Source organism: Klebsiella indica, from assembly GCF_005860775.1.
GTDB lineage: Bacteria > Pseudomonadota > Gammaproteobacteria > Enterobacterales > Enterobacteriaceae > Klebsiella > Klebsiella indica.
The window spans coordinates 78322-94382 of record NZ_VCHQ01000017.1 but is presented as its reverse complement, the minus strand read 5'-3'; the positions used below and the strand labels follow the sequence as shown (position 1 = coordinate 94382).

Genomic DNA, 16061 nt, shown 5'->3' with positions numbered 1-16061 from the left:
CATATAGACGCGCCGCGAGAGCGCTTTAAAAAGTAAGGTTTTCTGATGGCGGAACAGAATCATTTGGCAAGCACAGAGTGGGTCGATATTGTTAATGAAAACAATGAAGTGATAGCGCAATCCAGCCGTGAACAAATGCGTGCGGAGTGCCTGCGTCACCGGGCGACTTATATTGTTGTTCATGATGGGATGGGCAAAATACTTGTGCAGCGTCGTACCGAAACGAAGGATTTCCATCCGGGGATGCTGGACGCGACCGCCGGCGGCGTGGTGCAGGCTGATGAGCAAATGCTGGAGTCCGCGCGCCGTGAAGCGGAAGAGGAACTGGGTATTGCTGGCGTACCGTTTGCCGACCACGGTCAGTTCTACTACGAAGATAAACACTGCCGCGTCTGGGGCGCGCTGTTTAGCTGTGTATCACATGGGCCTTTCGCGCTGCAGGAAGAGGAAGTGAGTGAAGTGTGCTGGCTGACTCCGGAAGAGATCACCGCCCGCTGCGATGAGTTCACCCCCGATTCATTAAAGGCGCTGGCGCTGTGGATGACCCGTAATGCCAATAATGAGTCAGCGAAAGCCGAAAAACAGGAAGAGGCGGAGTAGCCGCCGCTACGCATTACTGACAACGTGTGCGCTTTTCGAATCGCCCGGCGGCGCCTGCGCGAGCCTGCATCGCGAATGCTGAAGGTCGTGCAGGCCGCATCAGGCGGAAATGCGAGCACATTATCCGATACCGCTTTGTCATCGGCCGCAGGCGGAGTAGCCGTTAACAGCTGTCCCGCATGCATAATCTGGAGGCGATAGGTTTTCTGTCGCGCCAGTTTCCCTCATTAAGGCGTTCCAGAAGCGTTTTCCCGGCTTCGATGCCAATTTTTTGATGCGGTACCGCCATAGTGGTCAATGGCGGCTGACAGACCCGGCTGACATCGCTATCCCCAAAGCCGACGATGGCTAAATCATCAGGCACTTTGATGTGTCGACGCTGGCACTCATACAGCGCCCCGCATGCCAGCTCATCGGAAACACAAACCAGCGCGTCGAGCTCCGGCCAGGCCAGCACAAATTCCGCGAGCTGTGATGCGCCAGTGGAAAAATTGGCGGGCAGCGCGGCGTTAATTACCCGGTTGGGGGACATATGGTGGCGCAGCATGGCTTTATACCACCCATGTAAATGCTGCTGAAAAATCCACTGTTCCTGATTGGCGCACAGCAGGGCGATATTCTGATAACCGCGGTGGATGAGCATTTCCGTAAGCTCGAACATCGCCGCCACGTAATCAATGCCGATATTCATGTCGATAGGATCGGCGCGCATCGCGCCTATTTCCATCACCGGAATTGAGGCGTTTTTCAGCCAGTGGCGCACCGTATCGCTGTGTTCAACGCTAAGCAGAATGGCGGCGGCGATGTTAGAGGCCAGTAGCGTTTCGAGCAATTTTTCTTCCTGCTCAAGACGGTGCTGCGATTCCGCCAGCATAATTTGATAACCTGCGGGTTGTAATACCTGTTGCAGCCCGGCGAACATTGCTGAGCAGCCCGCCTCTGCAAGATTGGGTACTACCATGGCAATGGTTCTTGAGGAGGCCGATGCCAGCGCGCTGGCGGCAAGATTAGGCATGTACCCGAGCTCCTGCACCGCCGCTTCGATTTTTTCTCGTAGCTTATCGGAAACCTGTTCGGGCGTACGAAGAGCGCGAGAGACGGTCATCGTACCTACACCAGCCAGTTGAGCAACATCGGCGATCGTCACCTTACCGGTGCTACGCCGTTTTCGGGTTAGAGACATACATATTCCTGCTAAACAGACGCTTTTTATTATCATCCATTGCTTCACCTGTCACGGAGTATACCCCTTAAACGGGCTTTTTTAGCGTCTTTTCATGCAACCAACCGGAATTGATAGCGCTATCACAATTTTGCATATTCTCTTTTGGTAGCGCTATCTTTGTGAACTTTATCGCAGATAACTATTGTCCGCTTGCCTACAGTTTGCTCATCTTTTTTGTTAAAAGATGAGGGGAAAAATGCTGAAGACATGGCTCTCAGATGCCACGATTACGCTGCGGCAGAGTGTAGAAAGCTGGCCGCAGGCGCTGGAGATGTGCGCCCGCCCGCTGCTTGCAGCTGGCGTTATTGTGCCTGAATATGTGGCGGCCATTATTGCGCAACACCATCAACTGGGGCCGTATTATGTACTGGCGCCAGGTCTGGCGATGCCGCATGCGCGACCAGAGGAGGGGGCGAAAGGTTTAGGGTTATCGTTACTGAAACTGGAACAGGGAGTGTCGTTTGGCGCCGAAGAGTTCGATCCGGTTGATATTATCATTATGCTTGCGGCACCGGATAAACATAGTCATATCGAAATGATTGCTGACCTCGCCGAACTATTTTCCAGTGAGGCAGATATGCATAAATTACATCAGGCAACGAGCCTGGAGGAGATAAAAAGAATAATCGCGCGCTTCTGACCTGATTTTAATATCTGATTTCTACCCATTACGCGCCTGCGTGATGCGAACGTACTCTACCCAAAAAAGGTGATAACAATGAAAATTATGGCAATTTGCGGTTCTGGCCTGGGCAGTAGTTTTATGGTTGAGATGAATATTAAAAAAGTCCTTAAAAAGCTCGAAATAGAGGCTGAAGTGGAACACTCCGATCTTTCGTCGGCAACACCAGGGGCGGCGGATTTGTTTGTGATGGCGAAAGATATCGCCGCCAGCGCCAGCGTGCCGGAAAGCCAGTTGGTGGTGATTAACAACATCATCGATATTAACGAACTCGAAGCGCAGTTGCGTGCCTGGTTTGCTAAACAATAACTATTTATAGCGAGGCGGATATGTTTATCCTTGAAACGCTGAATTTTGTTGTTGATATTCTCAAAGTTCCCTCAATACTCGTCGGATTAATTGCGTTAATTGGCCTTGTGGCGCAAAAAAAATCTTTTTCCGATGTTGTGAAGGGAACAATTAAAACGATATTAGGGTTTATTGTTCTGGGGGGCGGGGCGACGGTACTCGTTGGCTCGTTGAACCCGTTAGGAGGAATGTTTGAACATGCCTTTAATATTCAGGGCATTATTCCGAATAATGAAGCGATAGTTTCTATTGCCCTTGAGAAGTATGGCGCTTCAACCGCGCTGATTATGGCATTCGGGATGGTGGCGAATATTCTGGTTGCACGTTTTACGCGCCTGAAATACATCTTCCTGACCGGACATCATACTTTCTATATGGCCTGTATGATTGGCGTCATTCTTACCGTGGCGGGATTCGACGGCGTGGGACTGGTATTTACCGGCTCACTGATCCTCGGACTGGTAATGGCGTTCTTCCCGGCCCTGGCGCAGCGCTATATGAAGCGTATTACCGGTACGGATGATATTGCTTTCGGCCACTTTGGCACGCTGGGTTACGTCCTGTCGGGCTGGATCGGCAGCGTCTGCGGTAAAGGCTCGCGTTCAACCGAAGAGATGAATCTGCCGAAGAACCTGAGTTTCCTGCGTGACAGTTCTATCTCTATTTCCCTGACCATGATGATTATCTACCTGATTATGGCGGTCAGCGCAGGGCGTGAATATGTTGAAAGCACCTTCAGCGGCGGTCAGAACTATCTGGTATACGCCATCATTATGGCGATTACCTTCGCTGCCGGGGTATTTATCATTCTGCAGGGGGTTCGCCTGATTCTGGCGGAAATTGTACCGGCTTTTACCGGCTTCTCGGAAAAGCTGGTGCCTAACGCGCGTCCGGCGCTGGACTGTCCGGTGGTCTATCCCTACGCGCCTAATGCGGTGCTGATTGGTTTTCTGTTTAGCTTCCTCGGTGGATTAGTGGGGCTGTTCCTCTGCGGGCAATTTAAGTGGGTCCTGATTCTACCGGGCGTCGTGCCGCATTTCTTTACTGGCGCGACAGCCGGCGTGTTTGGCAATGCCACCGGTGGACGGCGCGGCGCGATGATCGGCGCGTTCGCTAACGGGCTGCTGATCACTTTCCTGCCGGTGCTGTTGTTGCCTGTACTGGGGGCGATTGGTTTTGCCAATACCACCTTCTCAGATGCTGATTTTGGCGCCGTGGGTATTGTGCTGGGGAATCTGGCCCGCTACCTGTCGCCGCTTGCCATTACCGGCCTTGTTGTCGTGTTGTTCGCGCTGCTGGTTGTCTACAACGTGTTGGCGAAAAAGAAATCTGTGGGCGGTAGCGCGCAGGAGAACACCGGAGCTAAATCATGAATGTGAAAGAAGTGACTGAACTGGCGCGTAATATTCGTCTCGCCACCCTGAAATCGCTGACCAATCTTGGTTTCGGGCACTATGGCGGCAGCATGTCAGTAGTGGAAACGCTGGCCGTGCTGTACGGCGCGGTGATGAAAATCGACCCGGCGGATCCGGACTGGCCAGAGCGTGATTATTTTGTGTTATCAAAAGGCCATGCTGGCCCGGCGCTCTACAGTACGTTGGCGATTAAGGGATATTTCCCGATAGAGGAACTGAGTACGCTTAATCAGAATGGTACGCGCTTGCCAAGCCATCCGGACCGGCTGAAAACGCGCGGTGTGGATGCGACGACGGGGTCATTGGGGCAAGGGATTTCTATTGCTGGCGGGATGGCGTTGTCCCATAAGCTGGCGGGACGCGCGAATCGAGTATTTTGCATCGTCGGCGATGGCGAACTGAATGAAGGCCAGTGCTGGGAAGCGTTCCAGTTCATTGCCCACCACCGTCTGAATAATCTGACGGTGTTTGTTGACTGGAACAAGCTACAGCTTGACGGCAAGCTGGATGAAATTATTCGCGCTTTCAACCTGGAAGATAAATTCCGCGCCTTTGGTTTCGATGTTGTTACCGTCAAAGGCGATGACATACCCGGGCTGCTGGCTGCAGCGCAACCCGTTCCGCCGGTGGACGCGCGTCCGCGCGTGGTGATCCTGGACAGCATTAAAGGGCAGGGCGTGCCGTATCTTGAGAAGCTCAGTAATAGTCATCATTTGCGTCTGACGAAAGAGATGAAAGAGACGCTAAACGAGTTCATTCGCCAACGGGAGGCTGAGCATGATTAAGGTTGCACCAGTGGGACAAAAAGACGCAACGGAGATGCGCAAAATTTATGCCGCATTCGTCACCCGGCAAATCGAAGCTGGTCGCCCGATTATCGCCCTCGAAGCGGACCTGATGAGCTCCATGGCGATGGACGGCGTGGCGCGGGATTACCCACAGCACGTCATCAACTGCGGTATTATGGAAGCTAACGTGATTGGCACTGCTGCCGGGTTAGCGTTGACCGGGCGTAAACCGTTTGTGCACACCTTTACCGCTTTCGCCAGTCGGCGCTGTTTTGACCAGCTATTTATGTCACTGGATTATCAGCGCAATAATGTCAAGGTGATCGCCTCGGATGCCGGTATTACCGCGTGCCATAATGGCGGCACCCACATGTCTTTTGAAGATATGGGAATTGTGCGCGGTCTGGCACATTCAGTAGTGCTGGAAGTGACTGATGCAGTGATGTTTGAGGATATACTGCGTCAGCTTATCGATCTTGACGGCTTCTACTGGGTACGCACGATTCGCAAGCAGGCGTCGAGCGTGTATGCGCCGGGGTCAACCTTTACCATCGGTAAGGGTAATGTTCTGCGTGAAGGGGATGATATCACTCTGATTGCCAACGGTATTATGGTGTCGGAGGCGCTGGAAGCGAGTCGTCAGCTTGCGCAGGAAGGCGTGAGCGCGGCAGTGATTGATATGTTTACCCTGAAACCCATCGATCGCATGCTGGTGAAAAACTACGCCGAGAAAACCGGGCGTATCGTGACTTGCGAAAACCACAGTATCCATAACGGACTGGGTTCGGCGGTGGCGGAAGTACTGGTGGAAACCTGTCCGGTACCGATGCGTCGCGTGGGGGTAAAAGAACGTTATGGTCAGGTGGGGACGCAGGACTTTTTGCAGAAGGAGTATGGCCTCACGGCGCATGATATAGTCTCGGCGGCACGAGAGCTACTGTAAATAAAATGGCGACCCTGCTATATGGTCGCCATTTTTGCCGGGTCGCGTTTCGCGAATTCGGCCTGTAAAACGATAGACCCGGTCAGCGTTGCCGCCGGGTCTTTTAGCTTACTGCTGCTGAGCAGACTGAATCGCGGTCAGGGCGATGGTGTAGACGATATCGTCAACCAGCGCGCCGCGGGACAGGTCGTTCACCGGCTTACGCATCCCCTGCAGCATTGGCCCGATGGAGATCAGGTCGGCAGAACGCTGTACGGCTTTATAAGTGGTGTTACCGGTGTTCAGATCCGGGAAGATGAACACGGTAGCGCGACCGGCAACCGGAGAGTTCGGCGCTTTGGATTTCGCGACGTCAGCCATAACTGCAGCATCATACTGCAGCGGACCGTCGATCATCAGATCAGGACGTTTTTCCTGCGCCAGGCGTGTCGCTTCACGTACTTTCTCTACATCGCTACCTGCACCAGAGGTACCCGTAGAGTAGGAAAGCATCGCCACGCGCGGCTCAATGCCGAAGGCAGCGGCAGAGTCTGCGGACTGGATTGCGATTTCAGCCAGTTGCTCAGCGGTCGGATCCGGGTTGATCGCACAGTCGCCGTAAACGTAAACCTGTTCTGGCAACAGCATGAAGAACACGGAGGAGACCAGAGAACTACCCGGTGCGGTTTTGATCAACTGCAGCGGCGGACGAATGGTGTTGGCGGTGGTATGCACCGCGCCGGATACCAGACCATCAACTTCGTCCTGTTCCAGCATCAGCGTGCCGAGAACCACGTTATCTTCCAGTTGCTCACGGGCGACGGCTTCAGTCATGCCCTTGTTCTTACGCAGTTCGACCAGGCGGGCAACATAGCTTTCGCGCACCACTTCCGGGTCGACGATTTCGATACCGGTACCCAGTTCAACGCCCTGAGAGGCGGCAACACGGGTGATCTCATCCGGGTTACCCAGCAGCACGCAGGTTGCGATACCGCGCTCGGCGCAGATTGCCGCGGCTTTAACGGTGCGCGGTTCGTTACCTTCCGGCAGAACAACGCGCTTGCCTGCTTTACGCGCCAGCTCAGTGAGCTGATAACGGAAGGCGGGCGGGGAGAGACGACGGCTGCGCTCGGAGGTGGCGGTCAGGGATTCAATCCAGTCGGCATTGATATAGTTAGCTACGTACTCCTGAACTTTCTCGATACGCTCGTGATCGTCAACTGGTACTTCCAGATTGAAACTCTGCAGGCTCAGAGAGGTCTGCCAGGTATTGGTATTGACCATGAATACCGGCAGGCCGGTAGCAAATGCGCGCTCGCACAATTTGCTGATGCGCGCGTCCATTTCGTAGCCGCCGGTCAGCAAGATTGCGCCGATTTCCACACCATTCATCGCCGCCAGGCAGGCGGCGACCAGCACGTCAGGACGGTCAGCGGAGGTCACCAGCAGAGAGCCGGCGCGGAAGTGCTCCAGCATGTGCGGGATACTACGCGCACAGAAAGTGACTGACTTCACGCGACGGGTATTGATATCGCCTTCGTTGATGATGGTGGCATTCAGGTGATGAGCCATATCGATCGCACGGGTGGCGATCAGATCAAAGCTCCACGGCACTGCGCCCAGAACCGGCAATGAACTCCCGCTTTGCAACTGAGCGGGATCGATCTTCACGACTTTTGCTTTGGAAGAGTCATCGAAGATTTCCGACAGGTCAGGACGAGTGCGGCCCTGTTCGTCAACCGGCGCGTTCAGTTTGTTGACGATAACCCCGGTAATACTGGTGTTTTTTGCGCCGCCGAAACCGCTACGAGTCAGCTCAACGCGCTCTTTCAGTTGTTCCTGCGTATCGGTGCCCTGGGACATCACGAAGACGATTTCCGCATTCAGCGTTTTGGCGATTTCGTAGTTCAGCGACTGGGCAAACTGGTGTTTGCGGGTTGGCACCAGACCTTCAACCAGCACCACTTCCGCGTCCTGAGCGTTGGCGTGGTAGTTGGCGATGATCTCTTCCATCAGCACGTCTTTCTGATTGCTGGAGAGCAAGGACTCGACGTGGCTCATTTTCAACGGTTCTGCGGCCGGAAGGTCGGAGTTCGCGCGAATGATGGTTGTCGTCTGGTCAGGCGCATCGCCACCGGCACGTGGTTGCGCGATTGGTTTAAAGACGCTCAGACGAACGCCCTTACGTTCCATGGCACGGATAACACCGAGGCTGACGCTGGTCAGGCCTACGCTGGTTCCGGTAGGGATTAGCATGATTGTACGGGACACGATATATCCTCTTTCGTTACCGCCAGTATCAGGCGGGATACAAAACTACACCACCAGCTTCCCGTCATACTCAAGTTACATGTGCGTTGGCTTTGTTACTCGGCTCATCCATGAGCCTCTCCCTTACGGGTCGCCGCTACACGGCGTTCAAATCTGTTCCGGACAGATTTGTCGCTCACCCCAGTCACGTACTACTCGTACGCTCCTGGGGATTCTCTGCGTCGCCGCCTTCCTGCAACTCGAATTATTTAGGGTTATAGCTGGCGGTGTGGAATCAGGCGGTCAGACGGTGGGCGTCTTGCGCGATAACCAGTTCTTCGTTAGTCGGAATGACAACGGCCGGGCGAGTGCCTTCTTTGTTGATGAAGCCAGATTTGCCGAAACGGGCGGCCAGGTTACGTTCGTGATCAACTTCGAAGCCCAGTACGCCAAGTTTGCCGAGGGACAGCTCGCGAACCATCGCCGCGTTTTCGCCGATACCACCGGTAAACACAACCGCGTCGAGACGACCTTCCATTAGCGCGGTGTAGGAACCGATGTATTTTGCCAGACGATGACAGTAAACGTCCATTGCACGGCGAGCATCCGCTTTTTCCTGATAGTTGTCTTCAACATAGCGGCAGTCGCTGGTGACTTCGGTCAGACCGAGCAGGCCGGACTCTTTAGTCAGCATTTTGTTGATCGCGTCAACGCTCATGCCCAGCGTATCGTGCAGATGGAAAATGATTGCCGGGTCGATATCGCCTGAACGGGTTCCCATAACCAGACCTTCCAGCGGGGTCAGCCCCATGGAGGTATCAACGCATTTCCCGTTACGAATAGCGGAAACAGAGCCTCCGTTACCCAGGTGGCAGGTGATGATATTCAGCGTTTCAACCGGTTTGTTCAGAACTTTCGCGGCTTCCTGAGTCACATAAAAGTGGCTGGTGCCGTGTGCGCCGTAGCGGCGTATGCCGTGTTCTTTGTACAGGCTGTACGGCAGGGCGTAGAGGTAAGACTCTTCCGGCATCGTCTGATGGAAAGCGGTGTCGAATACGGCAACGTTTTTCTCTTTCAGGTGCGGGAATGACTTCAGCGCTTCCGCAATACCGATCAGGTGCGCCGGGTTATGCAGCGGAGCGAAAGACGCGGCGTCTTTGATCCCCTGAATGACGGAGTCATCGATCACGACGGAACGGGTGTATTTCTCGCCGCCATGAACGATGCGATGGCCAATTGCGGTCAACTGCGCAGACAGCTCTGGTTTTTGTGCCAGAATAGTGTTAACGATAAAGTTAAGCGCTTCACTGTGAGCGGCGCCAGCGCCTAAATCAGCCTCTTGTTTGCTGCCGTCCATTTTCCATTTGATACGCGCTTCCGGGAGATGGAAGCATTCGGCTAAACCGGACAGGTATTCGTCGCCGTTGAGGGCGTCAAGGATAGCAAATTTTAGTGAGGAGCTACCGCAGTTCAGAACCAGTACTAACTTACTCGACATGGAAGTACCTTTATGATGATACGTGGCTAAAAAAAACGTCAGAATGTCACAAAGCGTAGCGCAGGATGACATCGACATTTATGATTAACATCATGCCTTGTACTGTTTTAGGGCACGATGAGAGAAGTACATTTGATTTTATGCCATTTGCCTGATTTTCAGCCAATGGCAGAATATGCGATAATTTTACTAACCTGGTAAAAGGGTCTAACCGCCCCTTCAGGTGCGCACAGAATACCTGATTGACGCATCCATTGCCAAAATCTTTTGAACGTTGTCATGCATAGTTGGTGTTTTGCACAAATTTTTTAAGTTTTACATGTAAAGTTGAGGTGAGTCATGTCTGGTTCTGAGAAACGCCCTGTGAGTTTTTTTGGTCTGTTTCGCCACGGGCAGCACTATGCAAAGACCTGGCCTCTGGATAAACGCCTTGCCCCGGTATTTATCGAAAATCGCATTATTCGCGCGACTCGCTATGCGATCCGCATTATGCCGCCGGTAGCGGTTTTCACGCTGTGCTGGCAAATTGCGCTCGGCGGCCAGTTGGGGCCGGCGGTGGCTACCGCGCTGTTCGCATTGAGCCTGCCGATGCAGGGGTTATGGTGGCTTGGTAAGCGTTCGGTCACCCCTTTGCCGCCGTCGGTGCTGAACTGGTTTTACGAAGTGCGGGTTAAATTGCAAGAGGCGGGTCAGGCGCTGACGCCTGTCGATGGTAAGCCTGATTATCAGGCTTTAGCTGACACGCTTAAGCGTGCCTTCAAACAACTGGATAAAACTTTCCTTGATGATTTGTAATTGGATCAGGAAAACGCATATAAAAGAAGGCGCATAATTTATGCGCCTTCTTTTTTCACGCCGTAAAGTGCTACAGGAGTCAAAAATGGAAATGACCAATGCGCAACGTCTGATTTTGTCGAATCAGTACAAGATGATGACGATGCTCGACCCGGACAACGCCGAGCGTTACCGCCGTCTACAGACCATCATTGAGCGTGGATATGGGTTGCAGATGCGCGAGCTTGATCGCGAGTTTGGCCAGCTTACCGAGGAAACTTGCCGTACCATCATTGATATTATGGAGATGTATCATGCGCTGAATGTCTCCTGGACTAACCTGAAGGACGCCAGTGGCATTGATGAGCGTCGGGTAACTTTCCTTGGCTTTGATGTGGCCACTGAAGCGCGCTATCTCGGATATGTGCGTTTTATGGTTAATGTTGAAGGGCGCTACAGCCATTTTGATGCCGGGACGCATGGCTTCAACTCCCAGACGCCAATGTGGGAAAAATACCAGCGTATGCTGAGTACCTGGCACGCTTGCCCACGTCAGTATCACTTAAGCAGTAATGAAATTAATCAAATCATCAATGCCTGATGGAGGTTGCCGTGCAGTGTAAGGGGTTCCTGTTTGATCTTGACGGGACATTGGTTAATTCGTTGCCGGTGGTAGAGCGTTCCTGGTGTCGGTGGGCGGATCGATTCGGCATTGCCCACCATGACGTGCTGAGCTTCATTCATGGCAAACAGGCGATAACGTCGCTGCGTCATTTTCTCCCGGGGCGTAGCGAAGAGGAGATTCAGGCTGAGTTTGCCTGGCTGGAAAAGGTCGAAGCGACGGATACTGATGGCGTTACGGCGCTGCCCGGAGCGATCGCATTGCTCAATACTCTGGACAAAGCAGGCATTCCCTGGGCAATTGTGACTTCAGGTTCGATACCTGTCGCCCATGCCCGCCATCGTGCGGCAGGTCTGCCAGACGCCAACGTTTTTGTCACCGCCGAGCGTGTTAAGCATGGAAAACCCGCGCCGGACGCTTATCTGCTGGGCGCTGAATTGTTGGGTCTGGCGGCGGAACAGTGCGCCGTTGTGGAAGATGCCCCCGCCGGGCTGCTCTCCGGTCTGGCTGCGGGTTGCCGTACGATTGCGGTGAATGTCCCCGCCGACGCGCCGCGTCTTGATGAAGCGGATCTGGTGCTAACGACGCTTGAGAGCCTGGCGATCGAGCGTCTTCCTGACGGCAATGTGAATGTTATTCTAAAAGACTAATCTCATGATTTGGCCCCGCGTTGACGGGGCATTTTTATGCCAAACTTTCGACTCTATTTTCGGACAAGGATAAGTTGTGAACGGTGAATTGATCTGGGTGTTATCTCTGCTTGCCGTAGCCGTCGTGCTCTTTGCCACCGGGAAAGTACGCATGGACGCTATCGCATTGTTGGTGATTGTCGCTTTTATCCTCAGCAATACGCTAACCCTTAGCGAGGCTTTCTCGGGGTTTAGCGATCCCAACGTTATCCTTATCGCCGCGCTGTTTATCATCGGCGATGGTCTGGTACGCACCGGAGTCGCCAGCAAAATGGGGGCCTGGCTGGTGAAGGTGGCCGGTAACAGCGAAACAAAAATGCTGGTTTTTTTAATGCTGACCGTCGCCGGGCTGGGCGCCTTTATGAGTTCGACGGGCGTGGTAGCCATTTTTATCCCGGTGGTGCTTAGCGTTTCAATGCGCATGAATACCTCGCCTTCGCGGTTGATGATGCCGCTCAGCTTCGCCGGGCTGATTAGCGGGATGATGACGCTGGTCGCCACGCCGCCTAACCTGGTGGTCAATAGTGAGATGTTGCGTGAAGGGTTGCAGGGATTCGGCTTTTTCAGCGTGACGCCAATCGGCCTGGTGGTACTGGTGCTGGGCATTCTCTATATGCTGGTAATGCGCTTTATGCTGAAAGGAGAAGAGGGCGAGCAGGTGCGCGACGGCCGTAAACGGAGCACTTTTCGTGATTTAATCAAGGATTACCATCTGACCGGCAGGGCGCGCCGCCTGGCGATTCGTCCCGGTTCGCCGATGATTGGCCAGCGCCTGGATGACCTGAAGCTTCGCGAACGTTACGGGGCTAACGTTATCGGCGTTGAGCGCTGGAGGCGCTTTCGGCGAGTAATTGTTAACGTTAATGGGGTATCAGAATTCCGTGCCCGCGATGTTCTGCTGATTGATATGTCCGCTTCGGACGTGGATTTACGCCAGTTCTGCGGCGAGCAAATGCTGGAGCCCATGGTGCTTCGAGGCGAATATTTTTCCGATCAGGCGCTGGATGTGGGGATGGCGGAAGTTTCCCTTATTCCGGATTCCGAACTGGTGGGCAAGACGGTACGTGAGATCGCCTTTCGTACCCGTTTTGATCTCAATATCGTGGGCTTAAAGCGCGACGGTAAGGCCATTGATGGCGCGGTCATTGATGAAGCGCTACAGCTCGGCGATATTCTGCTGGTTGTGGGCAACTGGCGACAGATTGCCGCACTGGCTAAACGAGGGCGCGACTTCGTGGTGCTGAATATGCCAATTGAAGTCAACGATGCCTCTCCTGCGCACAGCCAGGCGCCACATGCAATATTCTGCATGGTATTGATGGTCGCACTCATGCTTACCGACGAGATCCCCAATCCAATCGCGGCAATCATCGCCTGTTTATTGATGGGAAAATTTCGCTGTATTAATGCTGAGAGCGCGTATAAAGCGATTCACTGGCCGAGTATTATTTTGATTGTCGGGATGATGCCGTTTGCGCTGGCGTTGCAGAAAACAGGTGGTGTTGACCTGGTTGTCAGAGGTTTGATGGACGTGGCGGGCAGCAAAGGTCCCTATCTGATGCTGGCATGCCTGTTCGTGATGTGTGCGGCGATAGGTTTGTTTATTTCAAATACCGCGACTGCGGTGTTGATGGCGCCCATTGCGCTGGCGGCGGCCAGGTCGATGGACGTATCGCCTTATCCTTTTGCGATGGTGGTGGCGATGGCCGCATCGGCGGCGTTTATGACCCCGGTATCTTCTCCGGTGAATACTCTGGTGTTGGGGCCCGGTAAGTACACATTCAGCGATTTTGTGAAGATCGGCGTACCGTTCACTATACTGGTCATGGTGGTGTGCGTACTGCTGATTCCGGTACTGTTTCCGTTCTGATGAGTTTCCCGGTCAGCTGATACTGCCCGGGAAATTGGGATTCACAGCGGTGAATCCTGGCTGATTTCATCAAGCGAAAGATGGAAACTTGGTACAAATACTCGCATAAAATAGTCCATCTCCGGGCTGCGGCGTGATTCCAGCGTTTTCTCAAGGCGGCTTTTGGCCAGCAAAAACTCATTGTTACCCGCCGACAGCTCTTCAAGGCATTTCAGATAGGCGCATAACGCATCGGCTTGCTTAACGAGCGCTTTCTCTTCTTCGCTATAGTGACGCTCGTCAATTAGCGGAGCAAAAATATCCCGCAGTTCGTCAGGCACCATATCGACCAGCTTTTGCTGGGCGATTTTCTCAATGGCTTTGTACTCCTGAGCAATCTGCGAGTTGAAATATTTCACCGGGGTAGGGAGATCGCCGGTCAGGACTTCCGAAGCATCGTGGTACATCGCCAACAGCGTAATCCGTTCGGCGTTAACCTGACCGCCAAATTTTCGGTTCTTAATCGCCGCCAGTGCGTGAGCCACCATCGCGACCTGCAAACTGTGTTCGGATACGTTTTCTGTGCGCACATTGCGCATCAGCGGCCAGCGATTGATGAGTTTCAGGCGGGAAAGGTGGGCAAAAAAATGACTCTGACTCATAGGAACCCTTAATCAGTAACAACGTCGGGAGCCATTGTGCGCCGGGAATGCCGCCGGATGCAACAAGTCCCGGCGGCGGATCTGACGAAATCAGAGCTGATGATAACCGGAAAGGAAACGCCCGAAGCGGGTGATTGCCATTGCCAGTTCGTCTTCGCGAGGAAGGGTGACGATACGCACGTGATCCGGCCATGGCCAGTTAAAGGCGGTGCCCTGAACCAGCAGGACTTTCTCCTGCAGCAGGAAATCGAGCACCATCTTCTGGTCGTCATGGATATTAAAGCGTTTCGCGTCAATTTTCGGGAACATATACAGCGCGCCCTGCGGCCTGGTGCAGGAGACGCCGGGGATTTCGTTGATCAACTCCCAGGCGCGGTTACGCTGCTCGTACAGGCGACCGCCAGGTACAATAAATTCACTGATGCTCTGATAGCCGCCGAGGGCCGTTTGAATCGCGTGCTGGGCCGGGACATTAGCGCACAGGCGCATAGAGGCCAGCATCTCCAGGCCTTCGATATAACCTTTTGCGTGTTTCTTCGGGCCGTTAAGCACCATCCAGCCCTGGCGGAAACCGGCAACGCGGTAGGTTTTTGACAGGCCGTTAAAGGTCACGGTGAGCAGATCCGGCGCCAGCGGCGCAATTGAGTGGTGCTGCGCGTCATCGTAAAGGATCTTGTCGTAGATCTCATCGGCGAAAATAATCAGGTTATTTTCACGGGCGATCTCAACGATCTCCATCAGCAACTCTTTTGAGTACACCGCGCCGGTCGGGTTATTCGGGTTGATGATCACGATACCGCGGGTGCGCGGGGTGATTTTGGCGCGGATATCGTCGAGGTCCGGGAACCAGTCAGAAGATTCATCACAAAGATAGTGCACCGCTTTGCCACTGGAAAGCGCCACGGCGGCAGTCCACAGGGGATAATCTGGCGCAGGCACCAGCATTTCATCGCCGCTGTTCAGCAGCGCCTGCATAGCCTGGACGATCAGTTCGGAAACGCCGTTGCCGATATAAATATCTTCAACCGTAACATCTCGCATTCCACGCGCCTGGTAGTGTTGCATGATGGCCTTGCGTGCGGAATATAGACCCTTTGAGTCGCTATAACCCTGGGCGGTGGGGAGATTACGGATGACGTCAACGAGGATTTCGTCGGGGGCATCAAAGCCGAATGGCGCCGGGTTGCCGATGTTCAGCTTCAGGACTTTGTTGCCTTCTTCTTCAAGGCGTTTCGCTTCTTTCAGAACCGGGCCGCGGATATCGTAACAGACGTTATCTAATTTGCTGGATTTTTCGATGGGGGACATGAACCTTTGACCTTTTAGCTGTTAGTGCCACTCCCTGCCGTGGAAGTCAGCACGAAATAATGTACTCCCCATCCCGGTCATTTTGAAGGGTTAACAGGAGAAGATTTTGTCGTTTTTGTTTTTTTGGAGTAATCAATATTCCTGATGATTGTTGGTTTTGTTTGTGGATTATGCCTTTATATGGCTAGTTTGTGGTCATATGTTGTGATTTTTTTAATTTTTTCGAACAGTTATATGGTTTGTTGTCTTGAGGGGTGTCCGTTTGTTTTTACGTAAAAGAGTCACTTCTTTTTGCTAAACGTTTAATTCACAGGCTACAAGACTTTGTAACAAGCTTGCCTGATATTTTTAATAAAAGCATTTAATCGATGAGTAATTTTTATTTTATGCAAATAAAATTTTATCGGCTGTTAATTTAATTAATGCGTA

The 16061-nt window shown here is 53.1% G+C and carries 15 protein-coding genes; 10 read left to right on the top strand and 5 right to left on the bottom strand.

Translation table 11 applies throughout. The features are described 5' to 3' along the window. Nucleotides 1-45 precede the first annotated feature (45 nt). Nucleotides 46-600 carry an NUDIX hydrolase YfcD gene (yfcD, locus tag FE839_RS13835; RefSeq protein ID WP_138361388.1) on the top strand — a complete coding sequence of 185 codons (555 nt, stop codon included), beginning with the start codon at nt 46-48 and terminating at the stop codon, nt 598-600. A 163-nt stretch (nt 601-763) separates the two neighbouring features. Here the strand turns inward: yfcD and FE839_RS13830 are convergent, their stop codons facing one another. After that, entirely contained in the window at nt 764-1783 is a 1020-nt protein-coding gene (locus tag FE839_RS13830; RefSeq protein ID WP_138361387.1) for a LacI family DNA-binding transcriptional regulator, read from the bottom strand. 238 nt (nt 1784-2021) lie between these two features. Between FE839_RS13830 and FE839_RS13825 the strand changes: the two genes are divergently transcribed. The 5 genes from FE839_RS13825 to FE839_RS13805 all read left to right on the top strand — a co-directional run bounded on the left by FE839_RS13825 (nt 2022) and on the right by FE839_RS13805 (nt 6001). Beyond that, the gene (locus FE839_RS13825; protein ID WP_138361386.1) at nt 2022-2465 is read left to right on the top strand and encodes a PTS sugar transporter subunit IIA; all 444 of its coding nucleotides are present in this window, start codon (nt 2022-2024) and stop codon (nt 2463-2465) included. Nucleotides 2466-2543: 78 nt separating this feature from the next. Next, complete coding sequence (locus tag FE839_RS13820; RefSeq protein WP_138361385.1) at nt 2544-2816, top strand: PTS sugar transporter subunit IIB; 273 nt, start codon at nt 2544-2546, stop codon at nt 2814-2816. Nucleotides 2817-2836: 20 nt separating this feature from the next. After that, a complete protein-coding gene (locus FE839_RS13815) occupies nt 2837-4228 on the top strand; it encodes a PTS ascorbate transporter subunit IIC (RefSeq protein ID WP_138361384.1) in 1392 nt (463 codons plus the stop codon). Beyond that, entirely contained in the window at nt 4225-5055 is an 831-nt protein-coding gene (locus tag FE839_RS13810) for a transketolase (protein ID WP_138361383.1), read from the top strand. The genes FE839_RS13815 and FE839_RS13810 overlap by 4 nt, the downstream gene beginning before the upstream one ends. Then, a complete protein-coding gene (locus FE839_RS13805) occupies nt 5048-6001 on the top strand; it encodes a transketolase family protein (RefSeq protein ID WP_138361382.1) in 954 nt (317 codons plus the stop codon). The genes FE839_RS13810 and FE839_RS13805 overlap by 8 nt, the downstream gene beginning before the upstream one ends. A gap of 108 nt (nt 6002-6109) precedes the next feature. Here the strand turns inward: FE839_RS13805 and pta are convergent, their stop codons facing one another. Together pta and ackA are read right to left on the bottom strand one after the other, a co-directional pair. After that, on the bottom strand, nt 6110-8251 hold the full coding sequence (gene pta / locus FE839_RS13800) for a phosphate acetyltransferase (protein ID WP_138361381.1): 2142 nt from the start codon (nt 8249-8251) through the stop codon (nt 6110-6112). Nucleotides 8252-8525: 274 nt separating this feature from the next. Then, complete coding sequence (gene ackA / locus FE839_RS13795) at nt 8526-9728, bottom strand: acetate kinase (RefSeq protein ID WP_138361380.1); 1203 nt, start codon at nt 9726-9728, stop codon at nt 8526-8528. A 339-nt stretch (nt 9729-10067) separates the two neighbouring features. On the opposite strand from ackA, the gene yfbV reads away from it, so the two are divergent. From yfbV to FE839_RS13775, 4 genes are all read left to right on the top strand, one after another. Further along, nucleotides 10068-10523, top strand: coding sequence for a terminus macrodomain insulation protein YfbV (yfbV, locus tag FE839_RS13790; RefSeq protein WP_138361379.1), 456 nt, complete (start codon nt 10068-10070; stop codon nt 10521-10523). A gap of 85 nt (nt 10524-10608) precedes the next feature. Then, entirely contained in the window at nt 10609-11103 is a 495-nt protein-coding gene (locus FE839_RS13785; protein WP_138361378.1) for a YfbU family protein, read from the top strand. Nucleotides 11104-11114: 11 nt separating this feature from the next. Next, nucleotides 11115-11774, top strand: coding sequence for a sugar phosphatase (locus FE839_RS13780; protein WP_138361377.1), 660 nt, complete (start codon nt 11115-11117; stop codon nt 11772-11774). 76 nt (nt 11775-11850) lie between these two features. Continuing rightward, nucleotides 11851-13683, top strand: coding sequence for an SLC13 family permease (locus FE839_RS13775; RefSeq protein WP_138361376.1), 1833 nt, complete (start codon nt 11851-11853; stop codon nt 13681-13683). A gap of 41 nt (nt 13684-13724) precedes the next feature. On the opposite strand, the gene yfbR is transcribed toward FE839_RS13775, so the two are convergent. Together yfbR and alaA are read right to left on the bottom strand one after the other, a co-directional pair. Next, complete coding sequence (gene yfbR, locus FE839_RS13770) at nt 13725-14324, bottom strand: 5'-deoxynucleotidase (protein WP_138361375.1); 600 nt, start codon at nt 14322-14324, stop codon at nt 13725-13727. A 90-nt stretch (nt 14325-14414) separates the two neighbouring features. Continuing rightward, nucleotides 14415-15632, bottom strand: coding sequence for an alanine transaminase AlaA (alaA, locus tag FE839_RS13765; RefSeq protein WP_138361374.1), 1218 nt, complete (start codon nt 15630-15632; stop codon nt 14415-14417). Nucleotides 15633-16061: the final 429 nt, after the last annotated feature.